The sequence below is a fragment of the Pseudoalteromonas sp. SWN166 genome, assembly GCF_015864485.1.
Taxonomy (GTDB): Bacteria; Pseudomonadota; Gammaproteobacteria; order Enterobacterales; family Alteromonadaceae; genus Pseudoalteromonas.
Genome location: NZ_JADYXB010000012.1, coordinates 83,611 through 100,940, shown reverse-complemented (window position 1 = coordinate 100,940; position 17,330 = coordinate 83,611). Strand labels below are relative to the sequence as shown.

At 40.5% G+C, this 17,330-nt stretch carries 17 protein-coding genes; 10 read left to right on the top strand and 7 right to left on the bottom strand.

The window, feature by feature from the left end; translation table 11 throughout:
• Positions 1-104: 104 nt before the first annotated feature.
• The 5 genes from accC to cutA all read right to left on the bottom strand — a co-directional run bounded on the left by accC (position 105) and on the right by cutA (position 4,807).
• Positions 105-1,445 (bottom strand): acetyl-CoA carboxylase biotin carboxylase subunit, encoded by a 1,341-nt coding sequence (accC, locus tag I6F49_RS09665; RefSeq protein WP_165728302.1) that lies wholly within the window; start codon positions 1,443-1,445, stop codon positions 105-107.
• A gap of 26 nt (positions 1,446-1,471) precedes the next feature.
• Positions 1,472-1,930 (bottom strand): acetyl-CoA carboxylase biotin carboxyl carrier protein, encoded by a 459-nt coding sequence (gene accB, locus I6F49_RS09660; protein ID WP_007580042.1) that lies wholly within the window; start codon positions 1,928-1,930, stop codon positions 1,472-1,474.
• Between the two features lie 40 nt (positions 1,931-1,970).
• Entirely contained in the window at positions 1,971-2,423 is a 453-nt protein-coding gene (aroQ, locus tag I6F49_RS09655) for a type II 3-dehydroquinate dehydratase (RefSeq protein WP_166420101.1), read from the bottom strand.
• Positions 2,424-2,651: 228 nt separating this feature from the next.
• A complete protein-coding gene (locus I6F49_RS09650; RefSeq protein WP_197180101.1) occupies positions 2,652-4,487 on the bottom strand; it encodes a protein-disulfide reductase DsbD in 1,836 nt (611 codons plus the stop codon).
• On the bottom strand, positions 4,487-4,807 hold the full coding sequence (gene cutA / locus I6F49_RS09645; RefSeq protein WP_165728305.1) for a divalent-cation tolerance protein CutA: 321 nt from the start codon (positions 4,805-4,807) through the stop codon (positions 4,487-4,489). Before cutA ends, I6F49_RS09650 begins: the two co-directional genes overlap by 1 nt.
• Before the next feature lie 178 nt (positions 4,808-4,985).
• Here cutA and I6F49_RS09640 point away from each other — a divergent pair, with 178 nt between their 5' ends.
• The 5 genes from I6F49_RS09640 (at position 4,986) to I6F49_RS09620 (ending at position 9,023) form a co-directional block, all read left to right on the top strand.
• Positions 4,986-5,462, top strand: a complete 477-nt coding sequence (locus I6F49_RS09640) for an FxsA family protein (protein WP_007580034.1) — start codon at positions 4,986-4,988, stop codon at positions 5,460-5,462.
• 110 nt (positions 5,463-5,572) lie between these two features.
• Entirely contained in the window at positions 5,573-5,860 is a 288-nt protein-coding gene (locus I6F49_RS09635; protein WP_007580032.1) for a co-chaperone GroES, read from the top strand.
• 48 nt (positions 5,861-5,908) lie between these two features.
• Complete coding sequence (gene groL, locus I6F49_RS09630) at positions 5,909-7,555, top strand: chaperonin GroEL (protein ID WP_197180099.1); 1,647 nt, start codon at positions 5,909-5,911, stop codon at positions 7,553-7,555.
• A 193-nt stretch (positions 7,556-7,748) separates the two neighbouring features.
• On the top strand, positions 7,749-8,162 hold the full coding sequence (rnk, locus tag I6F49_RS09625; protein ID WP_166420104.1) for a nucleoside diphosphate kinase regulator: 414 nt from the start codon (positions 7,749-7,751) through the stop codon (positions 8,160-8,162).
• A gap of 399 nt (positions 8,163-8,561) precedes the next feature.
• A complete protein-coding gene (locus I6F49_RS09620; RefSeq protein WP_197180097.1) occupies positions 8,562-9,023 on the top strand; it encodes a VOC family protein in 462 nt (153 codons plus the stop codon).
• Between the two features lie 22 nt (positions 9,024-9,045).
• Here the strand turns inward: I6F49_RS09620 and I6F49_RS09615 are convergent, their stop codons facing one another.
• A complete protein-coding gene (locus tag I6F49_RS09615) occupies positions 9,046-10,521 on the bottom strand; it encodes an NAD(P)H-hydrate dehydratase (protein ID WP_197180095.1) in 1,476 nt (491 codons plus the stop codon).
• A gap of 249 nt (positions 10,522-10,770) precedes the next feature.
• Between I6F49_RS09615 and gmk the strand changes: the two genes are divergently transcribed.
• The 5 genes from gmk (at position 10,771) to I6F49_RS09590 (ending at position 16,180) form a co-directional block, all read left to right on the top strand.
• On the top strand, positions 10,771-11,391 hold the full coding sequence (gene gmk / locus I6F49_RS09610; protein WP_197180093.1) for a guanylate kinase: 621 nt from the start codon (positions 10,771-10,773) through the stop codon (positions 11,389-11,391).
• Between the two features lie 125 nt (positions 11,392-11,516).
• Positions 11,517-11,792, top strand: a complete 276-nt coding sequence (rpoZ, locus tag I6F49_RS09605; protein ID WP_007378835.1) for a DNA-directed RNA polymerase subunit omega — start codon at positions 11,517-11,519, stop codon at positions 11,790-11,792.
• Positions 11,793-11,914: 122 nt separating this feature from the next.
• On the top strand, positions 11,915-14,020 hold the full coding sequence (gene spoT, locus I6F49_RS09600) for a bifunctional GTP diphosphokinase/guanosine-3',5'-bis pyrophosphate 3'-pyrophosphohydrolase (protein WP_166420108.1): 2,106 nt from the start codon (positions 11,915-11,917) through the stop codon (positions 14,018-14,020).
• 12 nt (positions 14,021-14,032) lie between these two features.
• A complete protein-coding gene (locus tag I6F49_RS09595; protein ID WP_197180091.1) occupies positions 14,033-14,425 on the top strand; it encodes a RidA family protein in 393 nt (130 codons plus the stop codon).
• A gap of 147 nt (positions 14,426-14,572) precedes the next feature.
• A complete protein-coding gene (locus I6F49_RS09590; protein ID WP_197180089.1) occupies positions 14,573-16,180 on the top strand; it encodes a DUF342 domain-containing protein in 1,608 nt (535 codons plus the stop codon).
• Between the two features lie 40 nt (positions 16,181-16,220).
• Here I6F49_RS09590 and asnA read toward each other — a convergent pair whose 3' ends face one another.
• Positions 16,221-17,216: an aspartate--ammonia ligase gene (asnA, locus tag I6F49_RS09585; RefSeq protein ID WP_197180087.1), complete on the bottom strand. Its 996-nt coding sequence runs from the start codon at positions 17,214-17,216 to the stop codon at positions 16,221-16,223.
• Positions 17,217-17,330: the final 114 nt, after the last annotated feature.

Here is a 17,330-nt window from a genome sequence, read left to right as displayed (position 1 = left end):
TTACAGGATTACAGGCATTAAAAAATCCGATATCAGTCACCTGATATCAGATTTTTAATTACTCAAACCAGATCGATCTGATTAAGCGCCTTTTTAGGCTCGAATTATAGTCCTAATTTCTTCTCAAGATAGTGGATGTTAGTGCCACCATTTTTGAAGTTTTCATCTGCAAGAATTCTTTTATGCAAAGGAGTATTAGTTTTAATTCCGTCAATTACTAGCTCGTTAAGTGCATTGCGCGCGCGGGCAATAGCTACGTCACGGTTTTCACCGTAAGTAATTAACTTACCAATCATTGAATCGTAATGTGGTGGAACCGTGTAGTCAGCGTAAATATGGCTGTCCCAACGAATACCTAAACCACCAGCAGGATGGAAACGTGTAATTTTACCCGGTGAAGGAATAAACGTTTCAGGATCCTCAGCATTAATACGACACTCAATAGCATGACCACGAATAACAACGTCGTCTTGAGTGAATGATAAAGGCTGACCCGCTGCAATTTTTAACTGCTCTTTTACTAAATCGATACCAGTAACCATTTCAGTTACAGGGTGTTCAACCTGAATACGTGTATTCATTTCGATGAAGTAAAACTCGCCGTTTTCGTATAAAAACTCAAACGTACCTGCACCACGGTATCCAATTTCGATACACGCACGTGTACAGCGCTCGCCAATAAATTTACGCGTTTCAGCAGTAATTCCTGGTGCTGGCGCTTCTTCAACTACTTTTTGGTGACGACGTTGCATAGAGCAATCACGTTCACCTAAATGTACTGCATTACCTTGGCCGTCAGCTAATACTTGAACTTCGATATGGCGTGGGTTTTCTAGGAATTTTTCCATGTAAACCATGCTATTACCAAAGAATTGCTTAGCTTCTTGCTGTGTTAATGCAATTGAATCAATAAGTTCAGATTCGCTGCGAACAACACGCATACCACGACCACCACCGCCACCAGCGGCTTTGATGATTACCGGGTAACCGATACGCTTAGCGATTTGCATGTTGCGTTCTTTATCATCTGATACCGGGCCGTCTGAGCCTGGTACACATGGAACGCCTGCTTTACGCATTGCTGCGATAGCAGATACTTTATCGCCCATAAGACGAATAGTGTCGCCACGAGGACCAATAAATACAAAACCACTTTGCTCAACTTGGTCGGCAAAATCAGCATTTTCTGCAAGGAAACCGTAACCAGGGTGAATCGCTACAGCGTCAGTTATTTCAGCCGCAGCAATAATGCGCGGAATATCTAAATAACTTTCAGTTGCTGATGGTCTACCAATACAGATGGTTTCATCTGCAAGCAATACATGCTTAAGATCGCGATCTGCCGTTGAATGCACAGCAACCGTTTTGATCCCAAGCTCTTTGCAGGCGCGCAATATACGAAGTGCAATTTCACCTCGGTTTGCAATGACTACTTTATCTAACATTAGAGTTGGCCTTTTAGGTTACGCTATTATTCAATGATGAATAGAGGTTGATCAAATTCTATTGGCTCGCCATTTTCAGCTAAGATAGCTCTTACTGTACCGGCTTTATCTGATTCAATTTGGTTCATCATTTTCATAGCTTCGATAATACAAAGCGTGTCGCCAACTTTAACTTGTTGACCAACTTCTACATATGCTGGCGCTTCTGGAGAAGCCGCAGAGTAAAAAGAACCAACCATTGGTGATTTAACTTGATGACCAGTAGGTTCTGCTGGTGCTGCTGCTTCAACAGCTACAGGAGCCGCTGCAACTGGTGCTGCTGGCGCTGGTGCATATTGCTGTGGAGCAAATTGCGGGTAACCTGGGCCTGCGCTCATGTTGTTACGATTAATACGTACTGATTCTTCACCTTCAGTGATTTCTAGCTCAGCAATACCTGATTCTTCTACTAATTCGATAAGCTTCTTTATCTTGCGAATATCCATTACACGACCCGCCTGTTAGTTGTTTGTGTGTTAATTTAAATTAAATTGCGTTTTGCAACCGGCTCACAGCGGCATTTAATGCTGCGTGATAACCCATTGCACCTAATCCACATATCACGCCTTGCGCCACATCAGAAAAATACGAATGATGACGAAAAGCTTCACGTGCGTGCACATTGCTTAAGTGCACTTCAAAAAACGGAATATCAACACTTAGCAATGCATCACGTAATGCAACGCTTGTATGCGTAAATGCAGCAGGGTTAATTATTATGTAATCAACCGCTTGCCAAGCACTGTGTATTCGTTCAATGAGGGCTTGCTCACTATTACTTTGAAAATGCGTTAACTCAACATCTAGACTATCAGCGGCACTTGTTAGTTCGCTCATAATTTCACTTAGCGTTTGAAAACCGTATTTATCCGGTTCACGTTTGCCAAGCATGTTTAAATTTGGACCATTTATAACCAAAAGGTTAAATTTTGCAGTCATAATACGCGATATATCCTATAAGTAATGAGTTAAGCGGTTACTAACTAGTTTTTCACTTTTAAGTAAGCAGAAAAAGCAATGTAGCAACAAATTCTCACGTTAACCAACTATTATAGTGATTTCGATGTAAATAGCAGCAAAATACTGGTCCAATCTCTATTTTGGGAACGCGAGGGGAGGCATGAATTAGAAAGCCACTCGGTATACCCAAGTGGCTGTGTTGCACTATTATTGTGCGCTGGCGCGCACTGTAGCAAGGTGTTTAGCAAAATCGTCAGCGTTTAAAAAGCCGGTTACACGTTGTGTACTTAACTCTTTACCTTGGGTGTTAAAAAACAAAATACTCGGTAAACCAAACACGGTGTACTCTTCCATTAGCTCAATTGTTTTATTATCACTGTCCGTTAAATCAACTTGAATTAGCTGATAATGGCTAAATTCACTTTGCACTTGGGCATCTGGAAACGTGTAATGCTCAAACTCTTTACACGCCACGCACCAGTCGGCATATAAGTCGACCATAACCATGCGGCCTTCATCGTTTGCTTGCGCTACTGCTTCTTTTAGTTCAGCTAAATCAGCCACCTTTTTAAACTCATTACTTTGCGAGCTTACCTGTACAGATCGTACTTGTGCCGGCCAAAAGTAGTTTTTAGTTAACGTAAAGCCTGTAATAACGAGTAGCGTTGCAGCAAACCACAGCGCTGTTTTTAACTTGCTTTGCGTTTGACTGCTTTGCCAATGGTGTAAGTAAAGTGCTGTTGCTAATGCAAGCACACCTGCCATTAATAATATAATGTCGGCGCTTACTAGTCGCTCAAGTAATATCAGTGGCACTACAAGCATCACAAAACCAAACAAGGTTTTAACTTGCTCCATCCAACCACCCGCTTTAGGCAGCAATTTACCGCCAGATGTACCAAGTAATAACAATGGTAACCCCATACCTAAACTAAGCACGTACAGTGTTAAACCACCTACCAAGTAATCGCCGCTTTGCGCTACAAATAACAGAGCAGCCGACAACGGTGCCGTAGTACAAGGTGATGCTATTAAGCCCGAAAGCACGCCCATTAAAAATACGCCAACGTAGTTGCCGCCTTTTTGGTTGTTACTTACCTGGGTTAACTTGCTCATCATACTGCTTGGCAGTTTAATTTCGTACCAACCAAACATCGACATAGCGAGCAATACAAATAATAAACTAAAGCTAATTAATACAAATGGATGCTGTAAATACCCCTGCACTTGCCCACCAAGTGCCGCAACAACTAAACCAAGCGCTGCATAGGTAACTGCCATACCCTGTATATATACAAACGACAGTGCAAAGGCTTTTTTAGTTGAAAGGTTTTGCTGGCCCGCAATTAAGCTCGACAAAATAGGAAACATAGGAAATACGCACGGCGTAAAAGCAAGGCCTACACCAACAGCAAAAAATATGAGTAAATTAGTTATTAAGCTCTGACTGGCTAATTGCTCAGTAAAAGTCAGTTCTTTTTTGGTGTCATCTGAATTTGTTGTAGGTTCAGTCGTTGGCTCGTTGAGTGCCGCAAATGTACTTTGCGCTGTTGCCGCTTCATCGGTAGCGCTATTTTGATCTACATTTTTAATCTGCGCGCCACTAATTACACTTAGCGGAATACTAATAACTTCAGGCGGATAACAAAGCCCTGCTTTTGCACAGCCCTGATAGCGAACTTTAACAACGGCGCCTTCGGTTATATTGCTTAGCTTACTTACAACACTCGCAGAATTGAAAAAGACTTCTGTTTTACCAAAAAATTCATCTTCAATAATTTCGCCACTACCAGAGTCACCTACTTTAATGCTTGCTCCTTTGGCAATGATTTCTATTTTCTTTTTATATAAATAATAATCTGGCGCTATATCCCAACCCACAAACAAGGTTTTTCCTTGCTGGTCAAAGTCAAATACAAACGCTTGGTCTACAGGTAAAAAAGAGTGTTGAGGAGGCCCAAGTAGATCACCAAGCACATTATTAGCCGCAGCCTTTACAGGTACGGTTAATAACGTTACCAATAATAAAAAGAAAAACCGCATTAATTTAGTACCTCATCCATCCAATTAAAATATGCCAAGTTACCTGTTGAAACTTCTACAACCTGAATCTCTGGCACTTCGTAGCTATGTAGCTCTTTTATTGTTAAAAACACATCGTTCATTTTGTCTGCTTTCGTTTTTATAAGTAGCTTGGCTTCAGTTGCTTCTGCCACTTCGCCTTCCCACATATAAACAGAGCCCATGTTAGATAAAATATTTACACAAGCTGCCAGTTTTTTTTCTACTAACGCCCTTGCTAGGCTGCGTGCTTCTGCTTCGTCTTTGCAGGTCGTAAAAATCATTTTAAAATGCGTAGTCATTATGAACCTATACTTATTTAACAGTGTCTAGCTTCATAGTATCTGATAGCCGATACAATGTGTAGACGCTAAAATATCAGTAAAATGACGATACCTATGCCCTAACCTTGAAAAGAGACCTCGTCACCCTCATTTATATTTCATCAACTCTTTTGAGTGTCATTATTTAGAGAGCGCTATGTTTAGATTTTTATTTGTGTTGTTTATCATCATTCCTATTATCGAAATCGCCTTGCTGATTCAAGTAAGCGACGTGATTGGTGGATTTGCAACAATAGCACTGGTTGTTATTACTGCGATTTTAGGTGCCAAAATGGTTAAAACACAAGGTATGGGTGCGCTGCAAAATGTACAAGCGCAAATGGCGCAAGGGCAAATGCCAGCCAAAGAATTATTTACCGGAATATGCGTGGTAATTGCAGGTGTATTATTACTTACCCCTGGCATTATGACAGACGTATTTGGATTACTATTATTAACCCCTGCAATTCGTAACAAATTGGCTGCAGGCCTTGCTAGCCAAGCAACTGTTAGAATGAGCGCAGGTATGCAACAAGGGCCATCACCGTTTGCTGGGCAGCAACATGCTGAACGAGAGCAAGGGCAAATGGAACGACCAACAACTATTGATGGCGAGTATGAGAGAAAAGATTAAAAATTTATCGTTTTTTCTCTTGGAATTTTACACTCCACCCCCATTAATGAATGCAAATTAGAAAAGCTTTTTTCTGTACTGTTCAGAAACTGTTAGGAGAACTAAAAAACATGAACATTCGTCCTTTACAAGATCGCGTAATCGTTAAACGTCTAGAAGAAGAAACAAAATCTGCTGGCGGTATTGTATTAACTGGCTCTGCAGCTGAAAAATCAACTCGCGGAGAAGTTGTAGCCGTAGGTAATGGTCGCGTTTTAGAAAACGGTGACGTGAGAGCGTTAGAAGTTAAAGCCGGTGACACTGTGTTATTTGGCTCATATGTTGAAAAAGTTGAAAAGATCGAAGGTCAAGAGTACCTGATCATGCGTGAAGATAATATTTTAGGCATTGTAGGCTAAACCTACTTTTCGTTTATAAACATTTAAGAATTTAGAGGAATTTAAAACATGGCAGCAAAAGAAGTACTTTTTGCAGGTGACGCACGCGCTAAAATGCTAACTGGCGTAAACATCCTAGCAAACGCAGTAAAAGTTACATTAGGTCCTAAAGGCCGTAACGTTGTACTAGATAAATCATTTGGCTCACCAGTTATCACTAAAGATGGTGTATCTGTAGCAAAAGAAATCGAACTTGAAGACAAGTTTGAAAACATGGGCGCACAAATGGTTAAAGAAGTTGCATCTAAAGCAAATGATGCAGCCGGCGATGGTACAACTACCGCTACAGTACTTGCACAGTCTATTGTTAATGAAGGCCTTAAAGCTGTTGCAGCAGGCATGAACCCAATGGATCTTAAGCGCGGCATCGACAAAGCAGTTATTGCTGCTGTTGCAGAGCTTAAAGCATTATCGGTTCCTTGTTCTGATACTAAAGCAATTGCACAAGTAGGTACTATTTCAGCTAACTCTGATAAAGAGATTGGCGACATCATTGCACAAGCAATGGAAAAAGTAGGCCGTAACAGTGGTGTTATTACTGTAGAAGAAGGTCAATCACTTGAAAACGAACTAGATGTTGTTGAAGGCATGCAGTTTGACCGTGGTTACTTATCTCCTTACTTTATCAACAGCCCAGAAAAAGGCACTGTTGAACTAGATAATCCATTTATTCTACTTGTAGATAAAAAAATATCTAACATCCGTGAATTATTACCAACATTAGAAGCGGTTGCTAAAGCAAGTAAACCACTACTAATCATCGCAGAAGACCTTGAAGGCGAAGCACTAGCTACATTAGTAGTTAATAACATGCGCGGTATTGTTAAAGTATCAGCTGTTAAAGCACCTGGTTTTGGCGATCGTCGTAAAGCAATGCTACAAGATATTGCTGTATTAACTGGCGGTACTGTAATTTCTGAAGAAATCGGCTTAGAGCTTGAAAAAGCAACAGTTGAAGACCTAGGTACAGCTAAGCGCGTAATTATCACTAAAGATGATACTACTATCATTGATGGTGCTGGTGAAGAAGCGGGTATTAGCGGTCGTGTTTCACAAATTAAAGCACAAATCGAAGAAGCAACATCAGACTACGATAAAGAGAAACTACAAGAGCGCATGGCTAAATTAGCTGGCGGTGTTGCAGTTATCAAAGTAGGTGCTGCTACTGAAATGGAAATGAAAGAGAAAAAAGACCGCGTTGAAGATGCATTAAATGCAACTCGTGCAGCGGTTGAAGAAGGCGTAGTACCTGGTGGCGGTGTTGCACTTGTACGTGCTGCAAGTAAGCTGGTTGATTTAGTTGGCGACAACGAAGATCAAAACCACGGTATTAAAGTTGCACTTCGTGCGATGGAAGCACCACTTCGTCAAATCGTAACTAACGCGGGCGACGAAGCATCAGTTGTTATTAACGCAGTTAAAGGCGGCGAAGGTAACTACGGTTACAACGCAGCAACTGGCGAATACAACGACATGATTGAAATGGGTATCCTAGATCCAACTAAAGTAACACGCTCTGCATTACAGTTTGCAGGGTCTATTGCGGGTCTAATGATCACTACTGAAGCAATGGTAGCTGAAATCCCGAAAGATGAAGCTGGTGGCGCTGATATGGGTGGCATGGGCGGAATGGGTGGTATGGGCGGAATGATGTAATCATCCCCTAAACACCTAGCTCAAATAAAAACCCAGCTTCGGCTGGGTTTTTAGCTATTGGGCAAAAAGAAAATAAACGCCACAGGTGTGGCTAATTAATAAAATGACTTCGCGTATCCCTTTGCTTCTTAAATGCATGCCGAGCCATACTCAGAGTTAATTTTATTTATTAAAAATTATTAAGGATATTAAGATGAATAAAAAACCTGAACTAATCATCTCATCACTCGATGCAGATAGATTGTATGACTTAATGGAATCATTGCCTGCAGGTAGCTTTGCTAACAAAGAAGAATTGGAAGCTGAACTGGCACGAGCAACAATAGTCGAACCTAAAGATATGCCATCGTCAGTTGTAACGATGAACTCAACTGTAAACTTTATTGTTGAGTCTTCTAAAGAAGAATTTACGTTAACCTTGGTGTACCCAAAGAACAGTGACTCTAGCGGCGATAAAATATCGATATTATCACCCGTTGGTAGCGCATTACTTGGGCTAGCTCAAGGCGACGAAATTGAGTGGCCAAAACCGAGTGGCGGCTTAATAAAAGTAAAAATAAAAGAAGTAACCTACCAGCCAGAACGTGCTGGTGAATTACACAGATAAATATTTTATGTACTTAGCACTAAAACTCAATTTAAAGTAGACCCAGCCTCGGCTGGGTTTTGCTTTTTGTTATAAAGCAGATTGATACTGTTTAATTTATACCTATAACTAAGTTACATACTGCGGGCATATACCCTGCATAATCGTTTACCAAGCAACCTAAACTCTGGATAATAAATCTATCTCAAGCAGCTATTTTCAGCGATCACTGCGTTGAATTTACTTGCAATAGGCCAGCTATTGACGCGTAAGTTCGCATTGTTTTCACTGAAAATCTCTGGCTAGAGAAAATAAATTTAAATATCACTATAATTCAATGTTTTGGTAAATATCTTAACCAAAGTTCAGGTTGAATATGATAAAAAGCACATTTATTTAATAGTACGGAGTAAACCAAACATGGCTAACGTTCAACAGCATATCGGCAGCATTGCATTAGTTGTTAAGGACTACGATGAGGCAATTAAGTTTTATACTCAAAAGCTCAACTTTGAGTTAGTAGAGGATACTAACTTAGGAGAGGGTAAACGCTGGGTGTTAATTTCACCTCCAAATTCAAACGGGACTAGTTCAAATGGGGCTAGTTCAAACACTGCTAGTTCAAAAGGAACTAATTCGAGCAGGACTAATCTGCTACTTGCTAAAGCCACAACGCCCGAACAGATAAGCGCTATTGGTAACCAAACGGGTGGTCGCGTGTTTTTATTTTTGCATACCAATGACTTTTGGCGAGATTATAATTTAATGCTTTCAAAAGGCGTTACATTTACCGAAGAGCCTCGAGTAGAACCTTATGGCACCGTAGTGGTTTTTGAAGACCTATATGGTACAAAGTGGGATTTACTGCAGCTTAATAGTTAGTTATATAGAGTGGCGCTTAAACTCACGTCACTTTATTAACTAACTCTCTGACAATTGAAAATAAATCGCTGGGTAGCATTCCCCTTTGCCCATCTCGCTCACTGGCGATATCACCGGCTTTAGCGTGCAGTGTTACACCATAGCGTGCTGCTTCATCAATATTTAAACCTTGAGCAAGTAAGGCACCAATAATACCAGTGAGTACATCGCCACTGCCGCCAACGGCCAATGCCGGGTTGCCGTCCTCACATACCCACGTTTGCCCGCCATTATCTATTAATGTTCCAGCCCCTTTTAATACACAAGTCGCGGTATAGCGCTTGGCGCAAAGGCGAGCATAATTAAAACGATCAGATTCGATTTCACTGGTGGTAACACTTAGCAGTCGAGAAGCTTCGCCGGGGTGCGGCGTAAGTACGCATTGCTCTAACATGTATGATGAAGCTTGCTTAGCGAGTAAATTAAGGGCATCTGCATCTATAACCAATGGCATTTTATTGTTTTGGCAATATTGCATTACTTCATCGAATGTTTGTTGTGCCCATTCGTCTTGCCCAAGCCCTGGGCCAATAACAACGCAGCTTGCCCACTCTAGCGCTTGATGTAAGTTATTACTGCTTACCATCAGCTCTGGTCTGCCAATACTAATAGGCGTTATTGAGCTTTCGTGTGTATATACCCTCACCATGCCAGCCCCCGTTCTAAGAGCTGCTTCACTACTTAACCTAATTGCACCTGCAGTACCTTGATTGCCACCAACACATAAAAGTTTACCGTGGCTTCCTTTGTGACTATTGATTGCTCGCGTGGCTATTCCTTTAAAGCTATTGATATTAACAAGGGTTCCTGAAGGTTGAGCGATACAAGTAAACGCATCGCCAATTGCTAAATCATCAAATACTAACTTACCGCTATATTGTTTACCTGCCGTCGTTGTCAGCCCTTGCTTAATACCCACAAAAGTAACGGTTGAAGTGGCTTGTACTGCGCACCCTAAAGGCTGCCCTGTATTAGCCTCAATACCTGATGGAATATCAATGCTTATAACTGGCTTACCACTGTTATTTACAGCTTTTATTATATTCGCAAAATTATCGCGCACGGTGCTTTTAAGGCCAGTACCAAGGAGCGCATCAATAACTATATCGCACTCATCAAGAGCGTCTTTTGTAAAATGAGAAACCACCCCACCCGCTTCAATCCATAACTGCTGCGCTTTTGCTGCATCACCGGTTAATACTTTATTAGGCTCAGCTACGCATACTGTTATCTTTTTACCTGATTGCATAATAAGCCTAGCTACAACGTAACCGTCTCCAGCGTTGTTACCATGACCAACAATGACTAATGTATGCTGTGCATCAAATAACTGCCATTGCTTATATACAGCCTCGCCTGCACGCTGCATTAGGGTAAATAAATCACAATGACTGTTTCTAGCAGCTAAAGCTTCATTGTCTCTTACTTGTTGTGCGGTAAATAAAGTTTTATTGAGCATGAAGGTTCCTATAATGAGTGATACTTCACCTTATCAAATACTTATATCTAGCGGCTAGTTCTGTTGATAAATTTAAACCTCAATTTTATTTAAAATGTAATTTAGTAAAATACGCCCAAGCCAATTTGGGCATGACCAACATGTGCACGACTAACTTGAGCAAGGTGAGCTAATTAAAGTACAATGTAGCTAATTAAAGGCTTGGCTTACCTGTAACCCAAGCCTGTTTATTTTTAGGTAGAGAAAAACATGGCACAAACTCGCGGTAATTTATTTATTTTGTCAGCCCCTTCTGGTGCAGGCAAATCAAGCTTAATCAATGCGTTATTGAAAAATCACGCTGATATGAAAGTATCTGTATCACATACAACTCGCGCCCCTCGCCCAGGTGAAGAAAATGGCGTGCATTATCACTTTGCATCTACAGATGAATTTAAAGCGCTTATTGCCAAAGATGACTTTTTTGAATGGGCTCAAGTATTCGATAATTACTACGGCACATCAAAGCAGGCTATTGAGTCGCAACTTGATGCGGGTATTGATGTGTTTTTAGATATTGATTGGCAAGGCGCTCAGCAAGTGCGCAAAATTATGCCAAGCGTACAAACTATTTTTATTCTACCGCCTTCAAAAGAGGAATTAGAACAACGCTTAAATAACCGTGGCCAAGATTCGGCTGAAGTTATTGCCTCTCGTATGGCAAAAGCACAATCTGAAACATCACATTATAACGAATACGACTTTGTAATTGTTAATGATGACTTTGAGACTGCACTTGCTGACATAAAAATAATTGTAATGGCTCAACGCTTAACGCTAAAAGCCCAAGAAAATCGCCATCAAGCTTTACTAAATAGTCTGCTTAAATAATTTAAGCCTACTTAAATTAGGCTTAGGCAAGTAAAACTGATAAAAATTGAACACTGGCTATTGGCGAAAGTGGCTCCTTGGAGTAAACTACGTCTTTGCTTTTAAATTATTTTTGGAGTGCTGTGATGGCCCGCGTAACAGTTGAAGATGCAGTAGATGCAGTTGGTAATCGTTTTGACTTAATTTTAGTTGCGGCTCGTCGTGCCCGCCAAATTGCTGTTGGTGGTAAAACTCCGCTAGTAGATCCTGAAAACGATAAGCCAACGGTAGTTGCTTTACGTGAAATTGAATTAGGTTTAGTTGATAGCGCTTCAATGGACTTAATTGACCGTGAAGAACAACAACACCAAGAAGCAGCAGAATTAGCTGCTGTTGCTGCCATTGTTGGTGGCAACCAATAATCGACCTCCCGGTCTGATTTAGCCAACGGCGCAGTATTTCTACTATAGCCGTTGGCAATCCTTTCATTTCATCGTATATTCGTAGCTTACCTAATTTGCTTCACAAGAACATTGGAGTGTGAATGTATCTTTTTGAAGGTCTTAAAAAGAAAATTTCAGAATACTTGCCCGCTGCTGATGTAGAGCTGGTTCAAAAATCTTACGTGGTAGCCCGAGAGGCCCATGAAGGACAAACTCGCTCAAGTGGCGAACCTTACATAACTCATCCAGTAGAAGTAACCCAAATTCTTGCAGGAATGCATCTTGATCATGAAACGCTCATGGCCGCGCTAATGCATGATGTAATTGAAGATACTGATTTTAGCCAACAAGATTTAGCCGAAATTTTTGGCGAAACTGTGGCAGAACTCGTTGAAGGTGTAAGTAAGCTCGATAAGCTCAGCTTTAAAGATAAAAAAGAATTCCAAGCTGAAAACTACCGTAAAATGATTATGGCAATGACTCAGGATATTCGAGTTATTTTAATCAAGCTTGCTGATAGAACACACAACATGCGTACTTTAGGCGCACTGCGACCAGATAAGCGCCGCAGAATAGCGCGTGAAACGCTAGAAATTTATGCGCCAATAGCAAACCGTTTAGGTATCCACGATATTAAAAATGAGCTTGAAGACCTAGGTTTTCAAGCTTTATACCCTATGCGTCATCGTGCACTTAAATCTGAAGTTGCAAAAGCACGGGGTAATCGCAAAGAAGTTATTACGAATATCCAACATGAAATAGAAGCACGTCTTGAAGAGTCAGGTATTAAAGCGACTGTGTCGGGCCGTGAAAAACATTTATATAGTATTTATAAAAAAATGCTTAATAAAGAACTGCTATTTAACGAAGTTATGGATATTTACGCGTTTAGAATTGCAGTTGATTCTATGGATACGTGTTATCGCGTATTAGGTGTGGCTCACAGTCTTTATAAGCCTATTGAAACACGCTTTAAAGATTATATTGCGGTACCAAAAACAAACGGTTACCAATCGCTTCATACTTCATTAGTTGGCCCACACGGCATACCTGTTGAGATTCAGATTCGTACTCACGATATGGATCAGATGGCCGACAAAGGTGTAGCGGCGCACTGGATGTATAAAAAATCAGGTGATGGTGCCGGTAATACGTCGCAGCAACGTGCTCGCCAATGGATGCAAAGCTTATTAGAGCTTCAGCAAAGTGCGGGTTCATCATTTGAATTTATTGAAAACGTAAAAACTGAGCTATTCCCAGAAGAAATTTACGTATTTACGCCAGATGGTCGTATTGTTGAGCTACCAATGGGTGCTACCGCAGTCGATTTTGCTTATGCAGTACATACAGATGTAGGTAATACCTGTGTAGGTGCTCGCGTTAATCGCAAGCCACACCCTTTAAGTAAACCACTCGATACAGGGCAAACCATAGAGATAATAACAAGCTCAGGCGCCCACCCTAATGCGACTTGGCTAAACTTTATTGTTACTGGTAAAGCACGTTTAGGCGTTCGTAATTACCTAAGAAGCCAACATCACGAAGAAGCAATGCTTTTAGGCCGTCGTTTACTTGATTCTGCGTTAGGCGAAAACAAACTCGATAGCATTGCTGATGAAAATATAGCAAGAGTGCTTGAAGAGCATGAACTCTCTACAGTCCTTGAGTTATTGGTAGAAATTGGTTCTGGTAACTTAATGAGCATGTTAATTGCTAAGCGCTTATTACAAAATGACAATGACGACTTAACTGATATAACTAACCAAGCCAAGGCGACCATTATTGGTACTGAAGGCATGCTAGTTAATTACTCTAAGTGTTGCCGCCCAGTACCAGGCGATGCCATTACGGCTCATATAAGCCAAGGTAAAGGCCTGACTGTTCATCGCCAAGAATGTAAAAACATTCGTGGTTGGGAAAATGAACGCTCTAAATACTTAGTTGTAAAATGGGACGATAACCCAGAAAAAGAATATATTGCAGCTCTGAGAGTTGAAATTATTAATCATCAAGGGGCGCTGGCTAAATTAACCAATGTGGTTGCTACTACTCAGGCCAATATTGTAGAAATTACCACCGACGAAAAAGAAAGTAATTTATACGTGATAGATTTAGGGGTTACCGTTAAAAACCGTATCCACGTTGCTAACATTATGCGCCGCATTCGCGTTATGCCTGATGTACAAAAAGTCTATCGTAAAAAGTAAAATAGGAAACACATGAATAAAGCATTTATCTCTACCGACAAAGCACCTGCTGCCATTGGCACATACAGCCAAGCAGTTAAAGTAGGTACCGCCGTTTATTTATCTGGTCAAATTCCATTAGTTCCAGAAACGATGGAAATGATTTCAGAAGACTTTAGCGAGCAAACGCATCAGGTATTCAAAAATATTACTGCGGTATGTGAAGAAGCTGGCGGAAAAATTCAAGACTTGGTAAAAATTAATATCTACCTTACTGATTTATCAAACTTTGCCACAGTTAATGAAGTAATGAGCCTGTACTTTAAACAGCCTTACCCTGCACGTGCAGCACTAGGTGTTAGAGCATTACCAAAAGGTGCGCAAGTTGAAATAGACGGCATTATGGAATTACCTTCTACTAACTAAGCTTTACAGGCTATGGCTCTACCCCATAGCCTTATTTCCCTCTTAAAATTCACTCCCTCTCATTTCTTGACTCAAATACTATTTTCTAGCACTCTATAGTTGTTTTTTATAAAAAATTTAACTTAAGTAGTAGAAAAGGATCAACTAGTGTTTAAGCTTGCAAATAATGGAAATGTTTTACTTGATGTAAAAGAGCATATTCCTCCCAGCGCTGCATTTATTTTAGAGGCTCTCGAAAAGTCAGCTTTTTGCGACTGTAAAATAAATCATGACGCTATTAATGATTTTTTTAAAAACGAAAACACACAACAAACTCTGGTTGTAGCAACAAAACACAACGCCACTTTAAATGTAACTATTAGCGACGATAAAATGCTGGCTATTGGCGAGCTAACACTTGCCCAAGGCGGAAAGCTATTAAGTCTAGAAGATGCAAAAAAACAGCTTATCAAAGCAGGAATTGTTCGTGGCTATAAACAAGCATTTTTAGAGCTGTTACTGCAAAAGCAATTTGAGCACCCAGCAGGCTCTTTAGTTAAAGGTATATTAGCTAAAGGCAGACTTCCAAGCGACGGTTTAGCTACAAAACTAATAGCAACAGTAGAAACCTTAAAAGATCGCTTAAAAACACCCAAACTCAAAGAAGATGGCAGTGTGGATATGCGTGATTTTGGCAAGCTGGCAAGTGTAGAGCCAGGCTCTGTGCTTATTCGTCAGCAACCAGCAACCCCCGGAAAAGAAGGCTTTACTGTAGTAGGTGACATACTGCCCGCAAAACCTGGAGAAAATAAGCAATTAGTTGCTGGTGAAGGTACCGAAATATCAAAGCTAAACCCGCTTGAGCTAGTCTCTACTATTGCAGGTGTTCCTGTTGAAATAAATAACGGTATGCGTGTCGACGATATTTTTACTATTTCAGATGTAAATGTAAAAAGCGGCCATATTGACTTTCAAGGCAGTGTTATTGTCACTCGCAATATAGAGCCTGGTATGAAAGTAACCGCCAAAGGTGATATTACTATATTTGGCACTGTTGAATCTGGCGAGCTTACCGCAGGCGGAAACATAACTGTTAAACAAGGTATTATTGGCCATCAACAATCAGATAATAAGTCACTTTCTTGCAAACTAATTGCGCTTGGTGATATCCATGTATCTCACTCACAGTATTGCTACCTAGAAGCAAATAATATTTTTATTGATCGCCAAACAAGCCACTGTGTAATGAAAGCTAAACGCTTACTGCAAGTTGGTCAATCCGACTTACCTAAGGGTAAAATATTTGGTGGTGAAATACTTGATGCAACGACCCTCATTGCTGGCGAAATAGGGAATGAGTCAGGCGCTAAAATGATTATTAATTTAGCAGCGTCAGGCGCTGAAATAACCGCCGATACCGATAACTGCTTTAAAGACTTAGCTAAAACAGATTCGCAATTAGATGCACTGCAAGCGGCGCTAGAAAAAACTGATTTAGTGAAAGACATCGAAAAAAAGAAAATATTAATTACTAAAATTGGTGCTACTCAAAAACATTATTGTGAGCAAGCAGAACAGTTAGAAAAACGTCTTTCAAACTTAGATCACGACTTACATGATTTGCTTAACGACGCTAATTTAGCGATAAATTCTGTTTTGCATTCAGGTGTAGAAATTCATATTTTTGATAAAGTGCTAAAAACAATCCGTAATTACCCTCCTTGCAACGTTAAACTTTTAAATAACAAAATTGAAATAGAGTTTAAAACAAGCTAAGAACTGAGTGCTCTATTGAGCACTCAAATTAATTAACGTTTTAAAGTAAGCCACTTACCGTATCATAAGTTTGACTTGGCCATACACCCACTTGTACTTGACCAATATGTTGCTTTTGCAGTAATAACATAGCTAGCCGCGACTGCCCTATTCCACCGCCAATTGTTTGCGGGAATTTGCTTTGTAAAAGCGCTTTGTGCCAATCAAACTCTAAGCGGTCTTCATCCCCTGTTGTACTTAACTGCGCTTTTAAAACCTCAGGGCTTACACGTATACCCATTGATGATATTTCAAAGGCATCTTCAAGTACTGGGTTCCATACTAAAATATCACCATTTAAACCCATGTATTCATCGCATGTTGGTGTAGACCAATCATCGTAATCTGGGGCTCTTACATCATGAATTTTGCCATCTCCCAGCACGCCACCAATACCAATTAAAAATACAGCACCATATTCTTGTGCAATGGCTTTTTCGCGTTGCTTAGCACTAAAGTCAGGATACATTTTACGTAGTTCTTCACTGTGCACAAACTTTATGTCGCCTGGCAAAAATGGCGTTAAGCCATAAGACTCACTTACAAAAGCTTCCGTCTCTTTTATCCCTTTATAAATAGATTGAACAGTTTGCTTGAGCGTTGTCAGCGAACGCTCTGTGGTTTCGTTAATTACTTTTTCCCAATCCCACTGATCAACATATACAGAATGAATAGGGCTTAATGAATCTTCATCTGGGCGCAAAGCCTTCATTTGAGTGTAAATACCCTCACCAACACCAAAGCCATAAGTAGCCAGTGTTTTACGCTTCCACTTAGCCAGTGAATGCACCACTTCGTAGCGGCTATCTGTAATCGCTTTCACATTTACAGCAACTGCGTTTTCATGGCCGCTTAAGTTATCTTGCGTGCCGTCGCCTACTTTGGCCAAAATAGGGGCTTGAACCTCAACCAGCCCTAGTTGCTGCTCTAATTGCTGTGAAAAAAATTGCTTAACTTTACTTATTTGCTGCTGTTGCTGCACATAGTGTGAACTCATAATAATTGGCCTCATTCCCAGTTATTGTTACTTGCTTAATTGATAAAAAACGCTCTAACTAGCACCTTTAATGAAGTTAATGTAACGATTTAAAGGATTAATTCAACATCCCAT

Bases quoted from the DNA above. Each gene is read 5' to 3' on its own strand.
- gmk (WP_197180093.1), top strand. From the start codon at position 10,771: ATGGCACAAACTCGCGGTAATTTATTTATTTTGTCAGCCCCTTCTGGT.
- asnA (WP_197180087.1), bottom strand. From the start codon at position 17,216: ATGAGTTCACACTATGTGCAGCAACAGCAGCAAATAAGTAAAGTTAAG.
- groL (WP_197180099.1), top strand. From the start codon at position 5,909: ATGGCAGCAAAAGAAGTACTTTTTGCAGGTGACGCACGCGCTAAAATG.
- spoT (WP_166420108.1), top strand. From the start codon at position 11,915: ATGTATCTTTTTGAAGGTCTTAAAAAGAAAATTTCAGAATACTTGCCC.
- rnk (WP_166420104.1), top strand. From the start codon at position 7,749: ATGAATAAAAAACCTGAACTAATCATCTCATCACTCGATGCAGATAGA.
- I6F49_RS09615 (WP_197180095.1), bottom strand. From the start codon at position 10,521: ATGCTCAATAAAACTTTATTTACCGCACAACAAGTAAGAGACAATGAA.
- I6F49_RS09640 (WP_007580034.1), top strand. From the start codon at position 4,986: ATGTTTAGATTTTTATTTGTGTTGTTTATCATCATTCCTATTATCGAA.
- I6F49_RS09650 (WP_197180101.1), bottom strand. From the start codon at position 4,487: ATGCGGTTTTTCTTTTTATTATTGGTAACGTTATTAACCGTACCTGTA.
- I6F49_RS09620 (WP_197180097.1), top strand. From the start codon at position 8,562: ATGGCTAACGTTCAACAGCATATCGGCAGCATTGCATTAGTTGTTAAG.
- accC (WP_165728302.1), bottom strand. From the start codon at position 1,445: ATGTTAGATAAAGTAGTCATTGCAAACCGAGGTGAAATTGCACTTCGT.
- I6F49_RS09635 (WP_007580032.1), top strand. From the start codon at position 5,573: ATGAACATTCGTCCTTTACAAGATCGCGTAATCGTTAAACGTCTAGAA.
- accB (WP_007580042.1), bottom strand. From the start codon at position 1,930: ATGGATATTCGCAAGATAAAGAAGCTTATCGAATTAGTAGAAGAATCA.
- aroQ (WP_166420101.1), bottom strand. From the start codon at position 2,423: ATGACTGCAAAATTTAACCTTTTGGTTATAAATGGTCCAAATTTAAAC.
- I6F49_RS09595 (WP_197180091.1), top strand. From the start codon at position 14,033: ATGAATAAAGCATTTATCTCTACCGACAAAGCACCTGCTGCCATTGGC.
- rpoZ (WP_007378835.1), top strand. From the start codon at position 11,517: ATGGCCCGCGTAACAGTTGAAGATGCAGTAGATGCAGTTGGTAATCGT.
- cutA (WP_165728305.1), bottom strand. From the start codon at position 4,807: ATGACTACGCATTTTAAAATGATTTTTACGACCTGCAAAGACGAAGCA.